Consider the following 17,662-nt stretch of genomic DNA (forward strand, 5'->3'; position numbering starts at 1 on the left):
AAACAGTATTTTTGTCGACTTAAATCAGGTACATGAAATGATGTACAGAAAAAGATAAAATTTAATTAAAGATAAAATGCAACAGAACAACGGACTCGATAAAAGTCAGATTATCAGTTTTGCGGTTTTATGTTTGGTTCTATTCGGATTCATGTTTTATTTCCAGAACAAACAGTCGAAAGAGGATCAGATCAAAGCTGAGCAACAGAAAACCGAGCAGGTGAAGAATGCCGTAAAACCCACTCAGGCAAACAATATCAATCCTAATGTAACGCCGAATTCCATTCAGACTGCCACTTTGGCGAACAATGTACTGAAACTTGAGTTCAATAGCCTGGGAGGACAGGTCTCTAAAGTGGAACTGGTAAAATATAAAGCCTACGATCACAAAACAGATCAGGCAGATATTCCGCTGTATCTGATCACGAAAAATAATTCGAATTACGGATTTCAGTTTAAAGACAAGACCGGAAAAACCATCAATACAAAAGATTTGGTTTTTGCTCCGGTTATAAATGGAAATGTGGCTACTTTAACCGCCAATTATAACGGCGCAACCATTCAGTTTGTCTATACCCTGAATAACAATCCGAAAGCGGAACTGAAAGACCAGTATGCTTTAGATTTTAAAGTAAGAACACAGGGGCTTTCAAAAATTACCGCTGATAATAAAGCGGATTTCATCTGGGACTATAGTGTCAGAAATCTTGAAAAGGGTAGGGCACAGGAACAGTCCCACTCCGAGTTCTCCTATGCATTTAATAATTATAAAGATTATGACTATGACGGAAGAACGACGATGGATGAAGAAAAGGAAACTCTTAACTGGATTGGCGTTAAGCAACAATTCTTTGCATCGGTGATCGAATCCAAAACCGGATTTACCCAAAGCAAAGGAAACCAGGAAGCCATAGAAGAAGGTGAGTACCTGAAAAAATTAAACTATGAAGGTTTTGTTCAGATGACCGGCAGCGAACTGAATCAGGATTTTACCTGGTACTTTATGCCGTTGGATTTACCTTTGTTAAAATCTTACGATAAAAACTTTGACGAGATTCTTCCGCTGGGCTGGGCATTTATCGGCTGGATGAACAGAGGATTCTTTATTCCTATTTATAACTTCATTGCCTCTTGGGGATTAACAGCGGGCTGGGCCATTTTCGTACTAACGATTTTAGTTAAATTGATTTTGTCGCCAATTATGTACAAACAGCATAAACTGAGTGCGATGATGAGGGTTATCCGTCCGGAAATTGATGAGGTGAATGCCAAATTCAAAGATGCCGACCCTATGAAGAAGCAGCAGGCAACAATGGAAGTGTACCGAAAAGCAGGCGTGAACCAAATGGCGGGATGTCTGCCGGCGTTGGTACAGATTCCGATCTTCTATGCCTTATTCCGTTTCTTCCCGAACTTTATTGATTTAAGAGGAAAAGGGTTCTGGTTTGCCAAGGATTTAACGGCTTATGATGATCTTATCAAATTACCTTTCAAAATTCCGTTCCTTGGCGATCATTTAAGTGTTTTCGCTTTGGCGTGTACAGTAGTGATTTTGATCTATACAATTATGACCTCCGGAAACATGCAGCAGCCGCAACAGGAGGGGATGCCAAATATGAAAGTATTGATGTATATTTTCCCGGTGACGTTCTTATTCTTCTTAAATACTTCAGCTTCCGGTCTTTCATGGTACTATTTCGTGTCGAATGCGATCAACATTCTGATCATTCTTGTGATTAAATATGTGATTCTCGACGAAAAGAAAATCCATGCACAGATTCAGGCAAACAAAGAAAAGCCGAAGACTGAGGGCAAGTTCCAGAAAAAAATGCGGGAAATGATGGAAAAAGCTCAGCAACAGCAAACCTATCAGGAGCAACAGAAAAATAAAAAGAAATAAATTATTTTTTTTCATTAATAACAAAAAATCCGTCTCACAATTGAGGCGGAATTTTTTATATATGTAATAAGGTATATAAAATCTATACAGGCTTAATCATACTTCAGCCTGAATGACTGTCTATGGTATTTCGTGGGACCAAATTTAATTAATGCTTCCTGATGTTTTTTGGTAGCATAGCCGAAATTGGTATCCCATCCATACTCAGGATGTTCTTCATGAAGTTCGATCATCAGCTGGTCCCGATAATTTTTTGCGAGAATAGAAGCGGCGGCGATCGAGAGTACTTTTGAATCACCCTTGATGATGCATTCATGGGGGATGAAATTATACGGATGAAACCTGTTGCCGTCAACAAGAATCAGCTCTGGCCGGGTAATCAATTGGTCGAGTGCCCGGTGCATTGCATGAATGCTGGCATTCAGAATGTTATGTTCGTCAATAAAAGCCGGAGGAAGTTCTGCAATGGCATATTCTTTAACATTGTCTTTGATATAGCCATCGAGATCCATCCTTGTCTTAAAATTAAGTTTTTTTGAATCATTAACTAAATTTTGGTTAAAGTTTTCATCTAAAATCACAGCAGCGGCTACCACAGGACCGCATAAACAGCCTCTTCCTACCTCATCACAACCCGCTTCAACATAAAAAACAGACCATTTTTTTATTAAATTCATAATTATTATAAAATATGAAACATTTAACTATGCAATATTAAATATTTTTAACAAAATATTTGGTTACTTTAAGAAAGTTTTACATATTTGCAAATAATAAAAAATAATCAATTTAAATATGAAGAAATTAACAGCAAGTGTTTTACTGGTAGTTTTATCATCTTCCTTCGGGATCGTGAGTGCACAAAACCGAGACACTCTCAGAACACAAGATATAACTGAAGTAGTTATGACTGGTGCAATGAACAGAAAAATGAAACTTGACGCTTCTACTACATCAGCTGTTGTGGTCAGTAAAGAAAAACTAACACAAGCGGGAGCACCAAATGCTCTTGCAGCTTTACAAAGTAAAGTTCCAGGCCTTACTATCAATAAGACAAATAATGGCGTAGACGGAACATATGATATTAAAATTAGAGGTACAAGAACATTAACAGGAAATACTTCTCCATTAATTGTAATTGACGGTGTTGTTTCTACAATGGCGATTTTTCAATCAATTCCTTCGGATCTGATCGAATCTGTTACTACATTATTAGGTCTGCAAGGTGCTGCTCTATATGGTTCTCAAGGGGTAAATGGAGCTATCGTTGTAACTACTAAAAAAGGAAGTGGTTCAAGAAAGCCACGAGTTAGCTTTAATAGCAATGTAGAATTTGATAATGTTCTATTTGTTCCTAAAAGACAGAATCAATACGGTCAAGGTTGGGCTGGTAACAGAATTCATGTTGAAAATGGTGCTTGGGGACCATCTTATTCAGATCCCGCTTATGCTGGACAAAATGTAGCTATCGGTGTCCCTTTTTATGATGTAAATGGAGATGGTAAGATTACCGTAGATCCAAATGGAGATGTACCAGCAGCAGACGCGGCATCAAGTATTTATGCACCTTACGCTGCAAGAGGTAAAGATAATGTTAAAGAGTTTTTCCAGACAGGTTTAAATCTTAATAATACATTAACGGTTACTGGAGGAAGTGAAGGTGCTTATGCAGGCTTGACTATCAATAGACAAGATAGGGAATTTATTATAGCAGACGATAAATTGAAAAAGACTTCCATTAATCTGAATGGAGGATTTAAATTGGGGAAACTTACATTGGATGGTAGTATGACCTATATCAATCGATCTGTTTCAACAACATCTGCTGATTTATATCCCAATTTATTACAGTCTTCTGCGGAAATTCCAATTACTTCTTTTGCAAATAGTCCTCATGCTTATGGATGGAATATGTATTATCAAAATCCTTATTGGACAATTAAAAATATAAGGTCAAATTCCAAGCAGGATATATTTACGGGAACTATTTCATTAGGATATAAAATTAATGATCATATCTCTTTTACAAATAATGGAAGTGTACAGGTTACTTCCACTGATGCTATGGGATATAATAATGGTTATATTGCTTCTGCTGCTACAGCAGTTCCATTTATTACTTCTAATGGTACTTCTGCTGCTGTAAGTGGAATTACTTCCTCTTATTCCCAATCCAACTCTATAAATCGTTATTTTTATAATGATATAATGGCTAATTTCAATTATGATCTTACTAAAGACATAAATATGAGATTAACTGTTGGCCATAACGTACAGCAGACTGAAGGTAAAATTACTTCTGTAAGTGGTACAGGAATTAAAATTCCTGGAATTTATCAATATTGGAACTTAACGAATCTTACAATTCCTTCAAATCTAAATAATACACGTTCTATCAATAATAGATATGCATTTTTTGCAAATCTAGATTTATCTTATAAGGATTATTTAAATTTAAATGCAACAGGAAGATATGAAAGTACGTCAAAATTACAGCATTCAGACCAGACAATAGATAGTCATCCTCATTATTTCTATAATTCGGTTGGGGTTTCATTTATGCCATTGAAAGCTTTTAATGTTGAAAGTGAAGTGCTGAGTAGATTAGTTGTGAAAGGCTCATATACTCGTGTAGGAAATGATCCTGTAAATACATATGGCATTGAAGATACAGCTGTGTTAGGACCTGGTTATCCATCATATTCACAGGGTGCTATTAGCTTTGTACATAATCAAACACCAACTGAAACTAATATTCGACCGGAAATTGTAAGCGCAAATGAAGTTACAGTAGGTTTAGGATTCTTGAAGAACAGAATTACTTTAGATGCAAGTGCATATATTCAGGAAACCAAAGATTTGATAACTAATCAAACTACATCAACTACTACAGGTCTTAGATACACACCAATCAATGTTGGAGATATTAAAAACAAAGGTGTAGAGGTTACTTTAGGAGCGACTCCAATTAGAACACAAGATTTCTCTTGGGATCTGAATTTAGGTTGGGTTATGCAAAGAACAAAAGTTTTGAAACTTGCTAACGGACAAGATGAAGTTAATCTTTCTACAGGTGGATATGCTGGTATTTATGCTGTTGTAGGGGAAGATTTCCCTATTTTAAAGGCTACAGCTTATGAGCGAGATGATCAAGGAAGAATTATTATTGATCAAAACACGGGGAATCCACTGTATACCAATACTTATAAGAGTTTTGGTAGGGTAACTCCTAATTATACTTTGAATTTTAGTACTAACTTTAAGTATAAAAACTGGGGTCTTTACGCTGTAATGGATTATAGAAATGGTGGAAAATTATATTCTGGTACAATGCAGGGAATGGCATTTTCTGGTCAATTAGAGCAATCAGCTAGTTTTGATAGAACACAGGGAGGATATATTATTCCTAATTCCGTTTATCAAAACTCTGCGGGTCAGTACGTAGCGAACACATCTATTAAATCTGGAGGTACATCGTATGCCGATTTACCTAATTACTATGGTGGAGTTTACAGTGTAATAGGTGAAAATTTTATCATCAGTGGTACTGCTTTTAGAGTGAGAGAACTTGGAATTTCTTATGCATTAGGTTCTGATACGGCTAAATCAATTGGTTTAACAGGATTAAGCTTTAGTGTGTATGCTAGGAATCCATTTTATAAATTTGCGAAAGATAATAAAGGATATGCAGATCCGGAAGCTTCTTTTACAACTGGAAATATTCAAGGTATAACCAATTCAAACCAATATCCTTCTACAAGAACAGTAGGAGTTACGACTACAATTAATTTTTAATTAAAAAGAATATAATGAAAAAGATATTAATACCCATTTTCGGGGCAACGTTATTGTTTTTTAACTCATGTAGTAATGATTACATTGATGTTAATAATGATCCTAACAGTGCATATAATAATCAACTTACACCAAAGAACAGGCTTGCAGCTGCAGAAACAACTGTTTTTGCCACTCAAGCTGTAACAATGAATAGATTTGGAAATCTAATGATGAATGCTTGGGCTGGTAATATTTACCGTTATGCATCTCCTTTTAGTGAAGAATATCAAATGGTCGCAAATTCAACATTCTATAATGAAATTTGGGATAATTTGTATTTAGGAATTTCTAATTATCAGGATATTATTGATAGTCCAGTAGCAGCTCAATATCCTCACCATGTAGCTATTGCTAAAATTATGAAGGCATATTATATGCAAATGATTGTTGATCTTTATAACAATGTTCCTTATAGTGAAGCATTTAAAGGGCAGAAAAATCTACATCCAAAATATGATTTGGGTAAGGACGTTTACAAAGGATTGATGACTGAGTTAAATCAAGCATTAGTCCTACTGAATCAAACACCTACAAACTCATCATTTGCTGTTGCCACAACTGAAGATCCTATCTTTTCTGGAGCAATGACTAATTGGAGACAAATGGCTAATACAGTCAAATTAAAAATGCTGGTAAGACTATCTAACTGTACAGATGCAGAAGTCTTGACTTGGAGAAATGCGGAACTGACAGCAATGGCTCCTTTGGTAAGTAATTCAGCTAACTTTATTTCAGCCGACGTTAGAATCCAGCCTGGATATTTAGCTAGTGCTGGTCTGCAAAATCCATATTATGGTGCATATAGCTACATTAATTTGGCTGGAAATGATTATGGTGCAAATTTCCAACTTATATTTGGTTCTGAGCATATTATTAATACTTTGAATGGAACATTAACTGGAGTACCAGATGCTAGAATTCTAAGATTATTTTATGCAAATGGGTTAGGATCGGGTAATCTTGCATTGGCAAATTATGTAGGACAGCCTCAGGGAGGATCTCAGGTTAGCGGAGTTGATGAAAGTGTTTTTGCCACATTAGGAATATTCGGAACTGCATATGGTTCAGGTCCTACTAACCCTTCTGCAGCAGCGGGTTATATAATGACTGTTTCTGAAGTTAAATTCTTACAAGCTGAAGCTGCAACAGTATATCCCACAACAATGACATTCAACGCTCAAACGGCATTTAATGATGGTATTACGCAATCATTTTTAACGTTTGGGAATACAGCTGCGCAAGCAGCATCTTATTTAAATAATATTGCTTCAAAACCTGGTATCGGATGGCCGGCATCTACAAATAAGATTCAAGCTATTCAATATCAAAAATGGATTGCTCTTACAAATATTAATCCTACAGAGACGTATATTAGTTATACAAAAACAGCATATCCTGTTTTACCAATGCCAATTGGAGCTTATAAGACATCAAGGCCTAAAAGATTAATGTACCCGCAGTCTGAATTTATTTCAAATACAGCAAATGTACCGAATCCAAGCATTGATGATATGTATTCAATCAATCAATACTCACCATTCTGGTTGAGATAAAAAACAATAATTTATTGTTATATCAAAACCGCCCTCGGGCGGTTTTTTTATTTCCGTATATTTGCAGTTCGAGAAGTAGAAGTCTCATTATTTTAAACGACAGATAATGAATATTAAACAAATAATAGAAGAAAAACTTTCGGAGGTGATTTTAAATGTCTTTCAATTGAAGGACATTCAGCTGGAAGTTCAGGAAAATAAAACGGAATTTGAAGGGGATTTTACGATTGTGACGTTCCCGCTGGTGAAACAGCTGAAGAAAAATCCTGAGAGCATTGGGGTAGAGTTGGGTGATGCATTGACACAGCAAACCGAACTGTTGGAAAGTTTTAATGTGGTCAAAGGTTTCCTGAATGTTAAAATCAGAAACCAGTTCTTTGTCAATAATTTTGAAAGTGTGGTGAAGGATTTCGATACGGTGGAAAAGAAAAATGCTACCGTGATGATCGAATATTCTTCTCCGAACACCAACAAACCACTACATTTAGGTCATGTCAGAAATAATCTATTGGGTTTTTCCGTAGCAGAAATTTTAAAAGAGGCAGGCTATGAAGTCATTAAAACCCAGATCATCAATGACCGGGGAATTCACATCTGTAAGTCGATGCTGGCCTGGGAAAAGTTCGGAAAAGGGGAAACGCCGGATACAACGGAAACAAAAGGAGACAAATTCGTAGGGAATTATTATGTAAAGTTTGATCAGGAATATAAAAAAGAAATTTTAGAACTGGTAAGCCAGGGCATGACTGAGGAACAGGCGAAGAAAGAAGCTCCACTGATAAAAGAAGCCCAGAAAATGCTGCTTGACTGGGAAAATGGCCACGAACACATAAGAAATCTCTGGAGCGAAATGAACTCGTGGGTTTATAAAGGATTCAATGAAACTTACACACGACTGGGCGTTGATTTCGATCAGGTACAGTACGAAAGCAATACCTATATTTTAGGAAAAGACCTTATTCAGGAAGGTTTGGATAAAGGGGTGCTGTACCGGAAAGAAGACGGCTCGGTTTGGTGTGATCTTACGGACGAAGGGCTGGATCAGAAATTATTACTGCGTTCGGACGGAACATCAGTGTACATGACTCAGGACCTAGGGACGGCTGTCGAGCGTTTTAAGCAGAATGATATCCAGAAACTGATTTATACCGTAGGAAATGAGCAGGATTATCATTTCCAGGTGCTGTTTAAAATACTTGGAAAATTAGGATATTCCTGGGCAGATCAGCTTTACCATTTGTCTTATGGAATGGTTGAATTACCAAACGGTAAAATGAAATCCCGTGAAGGAACAGTCGTGGATGCTGATGAGCTGATGCAGGAAATGTATGAAGCTGCAAAAACAAAGACCATCGAATTAGGAAAGCTGGAAGGGCTAATGGAAGAGGAGAAAGAAGTTTCTTACGAAATCATCGGTCAGGCAGCATTAAAGTATTTCATGCTGAAAGTAGATCCGAAAAAGAAAATGCTTTTCAATCCGGAAGAGAGTATCGATTTTAACGGGAATACAGGGCCATTTATTCTTTACACGTATGCCAGAATTCAGTCTTTACTAGGAAAAGCAGATTATCAGCCTAGAGATATTGCGGATATTCAGCTGAATGCTCAGGAAAAGGAGCTGGTGATGCTGCTGGCCAATTACAAACCTACGGTTGCCAAAGCTGCAGAACTGTTAAGCCCGGCTCTTATCGCGAATTACCTATATGATCTGGTAAAAGCTTATAACTCTTTCTATCAGAGTAATCCTGTTCTGAAAGTGGAAGACGAAAATGTAAAGCAGATTCGGTTGAATTTATCAGACCTCACCGCGAAAACCATTAAAAAATCTTTAAGTTTATTAGGAATAAAAACCGTAAACAGAATGTAAAAACCAAAACCTTCAGGATTTCTGAAGGTTTTGGTTTGCTTTAATGTGAATCTGACAATATTGAATCAATGTTTAATCATTTAAGTACCTCGGTCATATATAAAAATTCAATTTTCTACTTCCCGGCCATTAACAATTTTTACTGTGAATTCATGGTAGAAGACTTCTCACTTTCATTTTTTTCTTTCACACTATCCTCATACATTTTCGCCTCATTCCATGTGGCGTGCGGGGAGGGTATAGCCTTAAATCCTGTGCGTTGAGCATATACTTTGGTATATTCGGCACCGAAAAAGATCAGCATGCAGGAATAATTAATCCACATCATAATCAGGATGACAGTTCCTGCCGCACCGAAGGCCGAAGTCGGCTGTGCTTTACTGAAATAAAGGCTTAAAAAAAATTTTCCCAGGGTAAATAGGACTGCAGTCAGAAATGCACCGTTCCACACCGGCTTCCAACGGATACGGATATCCGGAAAAAATTTAAACATCAAAGCAAACAGCAGCATGGTAATCAGAAAGCCAACACTGAAGTTGATGAGCTGTACCAAGATATAGGTTTCCAGGCCAAAATAAGCCGTAATCCAATTATTAAAAATACTGATGACCGAAGAAAGCAGCATGGTAATCATTAATAAAAATCCGATAATCAGGATCAGTCCCAATGAATTAGCCCGGTCGATCAGGAACTTAACAAAAGCTTTTTTAGGAGCCGCCTTAACTTCCCAAAGATTATTAAGAGAATGCTGAAGCTGAAAAAAAAGAGTCGTCGAACCGAAAACCAGTGAACCGATTCCAATAATTTTCATGATGATATTTTCTTTATCAATCAATGCTCCGGCAATCATATCCTGTATGCTTTTGGCGACATCCTGTCCCATAATTCCGCTGATCTGGTTACTGATTTCTCCACGAATGGCTTCTTCTCCGAAAAAATGCCCGGCAATCCAGATGATAATAATCAGCAGCCCCGGAATTGAAAAAATAGCATAATAAGCAAGGCTTGCAGAATCATTTGATGCTGAAGAATTATTCCATTGGGTAAATGTTTCCTTTAATGTTTCCCAGTAAAATTTAATGCGCTTCATCATATCATAGTCATTTATATTAGAAAGGATACCCGATGGCGATATTGAGGATAAGGTTGTCTTTACGCCAGCTTGAATCTCCGAAATTAATTTTATCAAAAGTCCACCGGTCGCCTTTTTCATAGTAGGGTACCCGTAAAGGCATCGCCAGGTCCAGTCTTAAAATTAAGATTGAAAAATCAAGTCTCAGACCAACTCCGGCTCCTACTGCGATTTCATTTAAAAAGTCTTTAGAAAACTTGGCGCCCGGCCTTGTTGGGTCGTCATTGATCAGCCACACGTTTCCTGCATCAGCAAAGATGGCTGCATTTAAAAATTTATAAAGATTAGCACGGTATTCAGCATTCAGTTCAAGTTTTACATCACCGGACTGATCAAAATAGTAACCTTCTTTAATCGTTCTCGGGTCAAAGCTTCCCGGCCCTAAAGTTCTTGCACGGAAAGCCCTCACACTATTGCTTCCCCCGGAGAAAAACTGCCTGGAGAAAGGAATATATTCCGAATTTCCGTAAGGATACGCAATGCCGGCAATAGCCCTTGTCGCCAGCGATGTTTTTTCACTGAATTTATGGTAAAACCGGAAGTCATTCTCAATTTTGGCAAACTGACTGAAAGGTACACCAAAGATGTTTTTCTCCTTATCTTTTTTTGCATTGGCACCGGTTAAAAGACCGGTTAAATTACCCGCGAGGTCTAAAGTTCCTTTATAATAGAAAGTATTTGCCTTCGGAAGCATGGTGTTGGTATACGTGTAAGAATAAATCGGACCGAAAATCAATTGTGGTTGGACAACTCTTCGTAAAGCATCATTAGCTAATGAAATAGACTGATATAAAGGAGTAACGTTGGCCGGTGAAACATATGTAATATCCAAAACTTTCAGATCATGTTCCTTTCTTGCATTCTCTTTCCATACGTAACCAAATGAGCCTGTAAAAGTATTTAATGAATAATATTCCGTCCGGTTCTGGAATTCATAGCCTAAGGAAATATTGGTTCTCGGTACAAAAGCACTGGAAGAATTAAATCGGAACGGTGCTACGATCCTCGGAATGGAAAGCTGTGCATTGGCACCGGTCCTGAAAATATTCTTTGCATTCTCCGGTCCTCCTATCTGGAAATCGAAAGCACCGTATACCGAAGCTTTAAACTGCTCTGCACCGCGGAAAAAGTTCCGGTGGGTCCAGTTAAGGTTTACTTCACTTCCCGCATAGTTGGCAGAATTTGTCCTTCCCAATGTTTCCAGACGGAGCGATTGAAGCTGTCTCGGGGTCAGTAGATAATATGCATTAAACTTGTGCTGTAACGAATCCGAAACGATAAATTCATTTTTCACAAATTTAAAAACACCTAAACTGATCAGCCGGTTTAAGGTCAGGTTATGATTCGTCCGGTTATAAAGGTCTCCGGTTTTAAAATATAAAGCGCGGTCGAAAATTTTCGGTTTGAATTTATGTTCGGGGTCAATAACATAAATATCGTTGTGCCGGTATTTTTCCAGCGAATCCGCATTCATCGGTACATTGTACTTTCCGTTTTTTACATCCTGAATATTGTAATTTGGGAAAACAATCACTTTATCGATGCTGAACTGTTCCGTTGAAATATCAGGCGTATTGTCTTTCAGTTTTACGTTCAGCTCGACTTTATGGTTTTTGCTTACCGTACTGTCGGCCTGTACAATGATATTGTCCGGATGGAAATAGTAGAATCCTCTTTCCTTTAAACGGTTATCGATCCTTTCCCGTTCAGATTTAATCACATCAAGATCAAAAGGATTCCCCCTTTTCAATAATGTTCTCTCTGAAGTATTCCGGATTTCCTGATTCACCAGAGAAGAATCTTGCTGAAACTTCACGTCACTGATCAGATACCTGGCTCCCGGTCTTACAGTGTAAATAACTTTTGCCTTCCTGTTTTTAGAAATGGTATCGTAGGTTGCCTGTGCATTGAAATAGCCTTTGTTTTCAGCATAGTTGACAATGATATCTTTGTTGAATTCGCGGTCTACATCACCCAGTAAAACAGGTTTTTCACCCACTTTATATTTCAGCCAGTAGTTAAAGCCTTTTTCTTTCTTCGGCTCTTTGGCAATATTATAAAAGTATAGTTTAGGTCTTAATCCTAAGAACGATGAGTTGGGTTTTGGCGTAAGATTGGCTTCTAACGCACTTTGAAGATCCTTCTTTTCCTTTTTCGGAAGGGTATCGTTTTCAATTTTTACTTCTGCGCCGGTGTACAGCATCTGTCCTTCCTTCAGGAATCTCGTATTGCTGCAGGAAAGTGCAGCTGAAGCCATTCCGAAAGTCAGTAAATATCTGAAATAGGTCTGATAATTTTTGTCCATTATTTAAATTCTACAACCTGGTTTTGCTTATTTTTTTTCTGTTCCTTCTGCCTGTTGTTTTTTGATTTCTGGAAGATTTCCCGGAATTTGTCATAATCGAGCGTGATGATAAATCCTAATCCGGTCTCTACGATCTGCCCTTGTAATGCTACCTGGTATTCGTTCTTACGGTAAGCCCGGAGCATATATCGTCCGTCGCGGGACAGGCTGTAATCCACCGTGACGTCACCGGCAATATTCGTGGTGCTTTCATTCTGGCGGGCTTCTCCTTCGAGGGCAAAATTACTTCCTACCGAAACCTTCAGCCGGTCATTCAGCAGTTTTTTACTAAGCCCGACATTCAGGTCGGTTCTCGTATTTTTATTTCCGGTGGAATAATCCTCGGAAGATTCAAGGTCAAAATTAAGATCCACACCTTTGATCAGATCGGAGGCCAGATTATTAAGCTGCTGCGAAAGGATCTTGCTCACACTCTGACGGGCCAGCATTTCGCCGGAAGTTCCGGCTCCGGACTGGAATGGATTTTCACCGACAAACCGGTTCAGAAGAAGAAGGGCGAAAACCTGTTTGTTCATTTCGGATTCCTGGGTTCTCAGCTGGGATAATTTCTGATCAACAATATCCGTTACATTGGAAGAAACCGCATTGTTTTTCTTATCGGTGGTTATATCGAAAGTAATCACAGGCTTCAGCAGTTCCCCTTTCATGATCAGCAGGGTGTTGAAAGGAATTTTTTGCTTAAACTGATTTAGAGTAGAAGCCGCTTCACCGCTGATCTGCTGTTCCACCAGGTCGATTGGTGCGGTTTCGGTTTTATAGACTGCGGTAATATCCAGGTTGGCGGTAGTCGGTTCACCGGTCCAGGTAATGGTACTTCCTTTTTGGATGTCGAATTTTCGTTTCAGTACACTTACCGTCATTTCATAGCTTCCGGATTCCACTTCATAAACGCCGACGAGTGTTGTTTTTCCTGACGGATCCACGCCGCCCGTCAATTCGGCTTCTCCCTGGAGTTTCACAAAATCACCGTTGGCTTTATCAATCAGCAATGACAATTTGGCTTTCTTGCTGAGTTCGATGTTTACATTGACGTCCATCCCTTTCATACGGGTTTGCGAACTGATGGAATCGGCTTTGATGGTCTTATTCAGAGCTACCTGATCCTGGTCGATGAATTCCACGATACCTTCCCTTTCCTGCAGGGTAGGTGAGGATTGCGGAAGAACGAAGGTGAAATCCGTATCGTCAGTCACCGCCAGTCTTCCGTCTACTTTCGGCAGGTCAAGGTTTCCTCTGATCCTTAAACCGGCGTCGATCGATAGTACCCCATACATAAGGGCTTCATTGGACTTTTCGGAATTGACTACCTTAAAGTCTTTTGCATTTACATCAAGATTGAAAGCAAAGTCCCTGTAGGTCTGTGTCAGGACCTGGCCGTCAATCTTCAGCGAGTTTCCGTCTTTATCATTGATTTTAAAATCGTTGAATTCGATTCCGCGGCTGGTAAAATCAATTTCATCATTCAGCTTCCTGAAATCGCTTCCCGTTTTCGCAATTTCCAAGCCCGCATCATTGAATTTTACTTTACCTAAAATATTCGGTTTGGCGGCTGTCCCTGTAATTTTTAAATTCCCGGAAATATAGCCTTCGGTATTGGTGATCGCATTCATCGAGAATCCCTGTACCGATTTCATCTGAAGCTGGTTGATGGCCATATTCAGATCGAAAGTACTGGAAGAAGTATTGTAATCGCCGAGAATTTTCACATCATTGTTATTCCCGGAAAGAGCTATATTGGCATTCAGGAGATTCGGCGAAGTATTATTTACTTTCACGGCAAGATTTCCGACCGGGCTTCCATAGACGATGAGATCCGAAATATTCAGGTCGGAGGTGAATGTCATTTTCTTGGTCAAATCTCTCAGTTGTGCGGTTCCGTTAATCGTTCCTCTGGCTAATACCGTGTCTTTTTTTATGAGCTCCGTAATGGTTTCAATCTTGAAATCTTTTAATGAAACGTTCAGCGGTGCATTGGCAGTCTGGCTTTCAGACTGTAATAAGATTTCGCTTCCTGCATTCGATAGCCTGAAATTATCTGCCAGGATTCCGTTTTTGCCGATCTGGATCCTATTGTTTTCGGAGACGGTCCAGTCGGTATAATTCAATTTTAATCCGTTAGGATTAAGTGAAATTTCGGTAATGTCATTCAGCGACTTGGCATTTCCTGCGATCAGGAACTGGGTGACATCCTTTTCATCTTTTGTCGTGATGTTATAATTGATGATATTATTGGCTACATCTCCGGCAATTCCTATTTTATTTAAAGCAAAGCTTGAGCTTTTCAGTCCACCTACATAAAGATTATACTGAAGCGCCTGGTTTTCATTGGTCACTTTAATCGTCGCATTTTCAATGGAATTTTCACCGTAGAGCACCTGCGGGATCTGCCCGTCGATTTCTATTTTCTGCGAATCGGCATCATAGTTTCCGTTAAGGTTGATGGTTTCAAAACTTTTCAGCTCCGGTACAAATTTCCGGATCAGGTCGTCATTTTTAATTTTTGCATTAAAAGTAAAGAATTGCCCACCCTGTATCTTCTGCATTTTTCCGGGTTTTTGGAACTGGTAATACTGGTTCACGGTATTGGATAAAGCTCCGAAAATCTGGGTCAGCTTATATTTACCCCTTAGTTCCACATCGGCAATCTGAGAATTGAAAATGATGTTTGTAGAATCGTTGGTCGATGATGCCTTTAAGTTCATCTCTTGGATCGGGTAAATTTCTTTGGTATCCGAGATGGCGAAATCTTTTAAATTCAGATAACCGTTCAGATTATCCGGATCTAAGTTTTTAAAGTCCCCGTCGATTTTCCCGGCAAGGATCATCGGATCTTTGTAGAATCCTAATTTGTTTAAATCTAATTTATTAATATTTCCGTTTATTTTTACGGTAGGATTTTTCTCATTGTAAACCCCGGAAGCCGTTAGAAATAAATTGGCGTTCGGATCTTTGGAATTTAAAATAACGTCGTATACACCGCGTCTGATTTTCCCGGTCAGGTTCATATTCTGGTAACGGTATCCTTTGTACACGGCAGAGGCAACATTTCCTCTCAGATCGGCGTTGGCATTTTTGAAATCGAAACTTTCTCCCTTGGCGTAAATCTGGGCAGAAATAGGCCCGATATCTTTATTCTGGATAATTTTTCCGATCTGCAAGCCCTGAAGATTGGCTTTTACAGTATAAAGTTCCCTGTTTTTCCTGCGCATATCCAGATTGGCATCCACGGAAGCATTTCCTAAAGTAGAGTAGAGGTTCAAATTGGCGTTTACCACTTTGGTGGTTCCTTTTGCCGTTCCTTTAATGCTCATCTGGGAAGGCAGGGAAATATTGGAAGGAATGGTATTTTTGGGAACAAGGTTAAAGATCGTCCTGGCGGAGGAAGACAATTCGGCAATCCTTAAATCGTAATACAGATTGTTGGGATTCATTGCGTTTTTCACCCTTCCTGAAGCAGCAACCCTTAACTGATCCAGTCCGGAGACTTTAAGTTTATTAATGAGCAGATCATTCACACTTCCTTTTACATTGGCATCCACATTCACGATGGCATTGGGATATTTATTGAAAGGCGCTGTATTTCTCAAAGTCGGAACAAGGTTCAGAATGTCGGAGAATCCGATTTTGGAATCTTCTATGTTGGCAGAAACCTGTACGGCACCTAAGTTGGAACTTAGTTGTTCGATAGAATTGTAATTTAACACCACCTCATCCTGCAAAACCGTTTTTGGAGTCTGTAAGTATAAATCTTTTAAATAAGCTTCTTTCTGGTTATATACAAAATCCGTGTTGAATTTTTGGATATTCAGACCTCTGGCTTCTTGTATCTCTGCTGAATTAACGCTTCCGGCGAAGGTATTGTCCTGCATTTTGAAATCCTTTACTTCTAGATTCAGCTTGTAAAAATTCAGATGATTGAAATCCATTCCCTGTCTTGTCGGGGCAATCGCGGTATTGTTGTAAGCTACTTTTACATCATTTAAGACCAGTTTTCCCAGCAGTAGGGCCAAAGCTTTCTGCTGATCTCTGGTTTTTGGCGATTCAGGTTCTTTGGCATTTTTAGCAGGAAGATAAAGATTGGCATTGATGTCTGCTCCGGAAAGGAAAACATTGCCTACATCATAAGCATTATTCTGAAGATCGAGTTTATTGACTTTCGTGCTGAGTTCCTTAAACACAACCTTTGCAAAAGTCCTGGTATTGTCGTCGCCGTAATCGATGTTGAAATTCGTCAGTTTAATTCCCTTTAAACCGAGTTGCATCGGCTTTTTGCTATTCAGGGAATCAACTTTCTTTTCCACTTTTTCAGAAACTTCCTTTATGAGATCCTGTTTCAGTTTAAGTTTTAATCCGTCCAGTTTGATGTCGTTGACGGCATATTTGTTATTCTGAAGATCGAAAGTCTGTACCCGGGTATCAAAGGATTTTAAATACACCTGAATGTCGTTCCGCGACTGCTGGTCGTTGAAGGTAATCCCGATGTCTTTTAATTTAATTTTATCCAGAGAAATGATAAAAGGTTTCGATGGGCTTTCTTCTTTGTCTGTCGTGGCAAAAGCATCAAGAATATAATCGAAGTTGAATGTACCGTCGGGTTTTCTCACCACATTGGCTCTTGCACCTTGCAGATCTACCGAAGTAATATCGGCTGTGGAATTAATGAGCTTCATCATATTGAGGCCGACATCCAGCTTTCTTACCGCTAAAAGGGTATCGATATTCTGGCCTTTCAGATAAAGATTTTCCATGATAAGGCTGTTCGGAAATCCGATGTAGACCCTTTCAAGACTGACCTTGGTTTTGATTTTCTTTTCAAGATACACCACCAGCTTGTCTTTAACAAAATTCTGAACGGCCGGAAGTCTTAAACTGAGGATGAGTAATGTGAAAAATACCACTATGGATATAATGGTAATTGCAAAACGCTTTAAGAGTTTTCGGGTGTTGATTTTCAGTTTCAAAGTGTGATTGGGTTTAAACAAATATAATGATACTTTCTGTACTGTTT

The 17,662-nt window shown here is 38.7% G+C and carries 8 protein-coding genes; 4 read left to right on the top strand and 4 right to left on the bottom strand.

Annotated features, from left to right (window positions below):
• Positions 1–76: 76 nt before the first annotated feature.
• Positions 77–1,900 (top strand): membrane protein insertase YidC, encoded by a 1,824-nt coding sequence (gene yidC / locus ACED20_RS17240; protein ID WP_294240512.1) that lies wholly within the window; start codon positions 77–79, stop codon positions 1,898–1,900.
• 92 nt (positions 1,901–1,992) lie between these two features.
• Here the strand turns inward: yidC and ACED20_RS17245 are convergent, their stop codons facing one another.
• Entirely contained in the window at positions 1,993–2,577 is a 585-nt protein-coding gene (locus tag ACED20_RS17245; RefSeq protein ID WP_294240511.1) for a ribonuclease HII, read from the bottom strand.
• Between the two features lie 118 nt (positions 2,578–2,695).
• Here ACED20_RS17245 and ACED20_RS17250 point away from each other — a divergent pair, with 118 nt between their 5' ends.
• The 3 genes from ACED20_RS17250 to argS all read left to right on the top strand — a co-directional run bounded on the left by ACED20_RS17250 (position 2,696) and on the right by argS (position 9,157).
• A complete protein-coding gene (locus ACED20_RS17250; RefSeq protein WP_294201591.1) occupies positions 2,696–5,695 on the top strand; it encodes a SusC/RagA family TonB-linked outer membrane protein in 3,000 nt (999 codons plus the stop codon).
• Positions 5,696–5,709: 14 nt separating this feature from the next.
• Complete coding sequence (locus ACED20_RS17255) at positions 5,710–7,290, top strand: SusD/RagB family nutrient-binding outer membrane lipoprotein (RefSeq protein WP_294201593.1); 1,581 nt, start codon at positions 5,710–5,712, stop codon at positions 7,288–7,290.
• Between the two features lie 106 nt (positions 7,291–7,396).
• Positions 7,397–9,157 carry an arginine--tRNA ligase gene (argS, locus tag ACED20_RS17260; protein ID WP_378105974.1) on the top strand — a complete coding sequence of 587 codons (1,761 nt, stop codon included), beginning with the start codon at positions 7,397–7,399 and terminating at the stop codon, positions 9,155–9,157.
• Positions 9,158–9,296: 139 nt separating this feature from the next.
• On the opposite strand, the gene ACED20_RS17265 is transcribed toward argS, so the two are convergent.
• From ACED20_RS17265 to ACED20_RS17275, 3 genes are read right to left on the bottom strand one after another with little or no spacing between them, the layout of a single operon-like run.
• A complete protein-coding gene (locus tag ACED20_RS17265) occupies positions 9,297–10,250 on the bottom strand; it encodes a YihY/virulence factor BrkB family protein (protein WP_294202027.1) in 954 nt (317 codons plus the stop codon).
• Positions 10,251–10,266: 16 nt separating this feature from the next.
• Entirely contained in the window at positions 10,267–12,594 is a 2,328-nt protein-coding gene (locus ACED20_RS17270) for a BamA/TamA family outer membrane protein (RefSeq protein WP_294240506.1), read from the bottom strand.
• Entirely contained in the window at positions 12,594–17,615 is a 5,022-nt protein-coding gene (locus ACED20_RS17275; protein WP_378105979.1) for a translocation/assembly module TamB domain-containing protein, read from the bottom strand. The genes ACED20_RS17270 and ACED20_RS17275 overlap by 1 nt, the downstream gene beginning before the upstream one ends.
• Between the last annotated feature and the right edge of the window lie 47 nt (positions 17,616–17,662).

Source organism: Chryseobacterium sp. sg2396, from assembly GCF_042610505.1.
GTDB lineage: Bacteria > Bacteroidota > Bacteroidia > Flavobacteriales > Weeksellaceae > Chryseobacterium.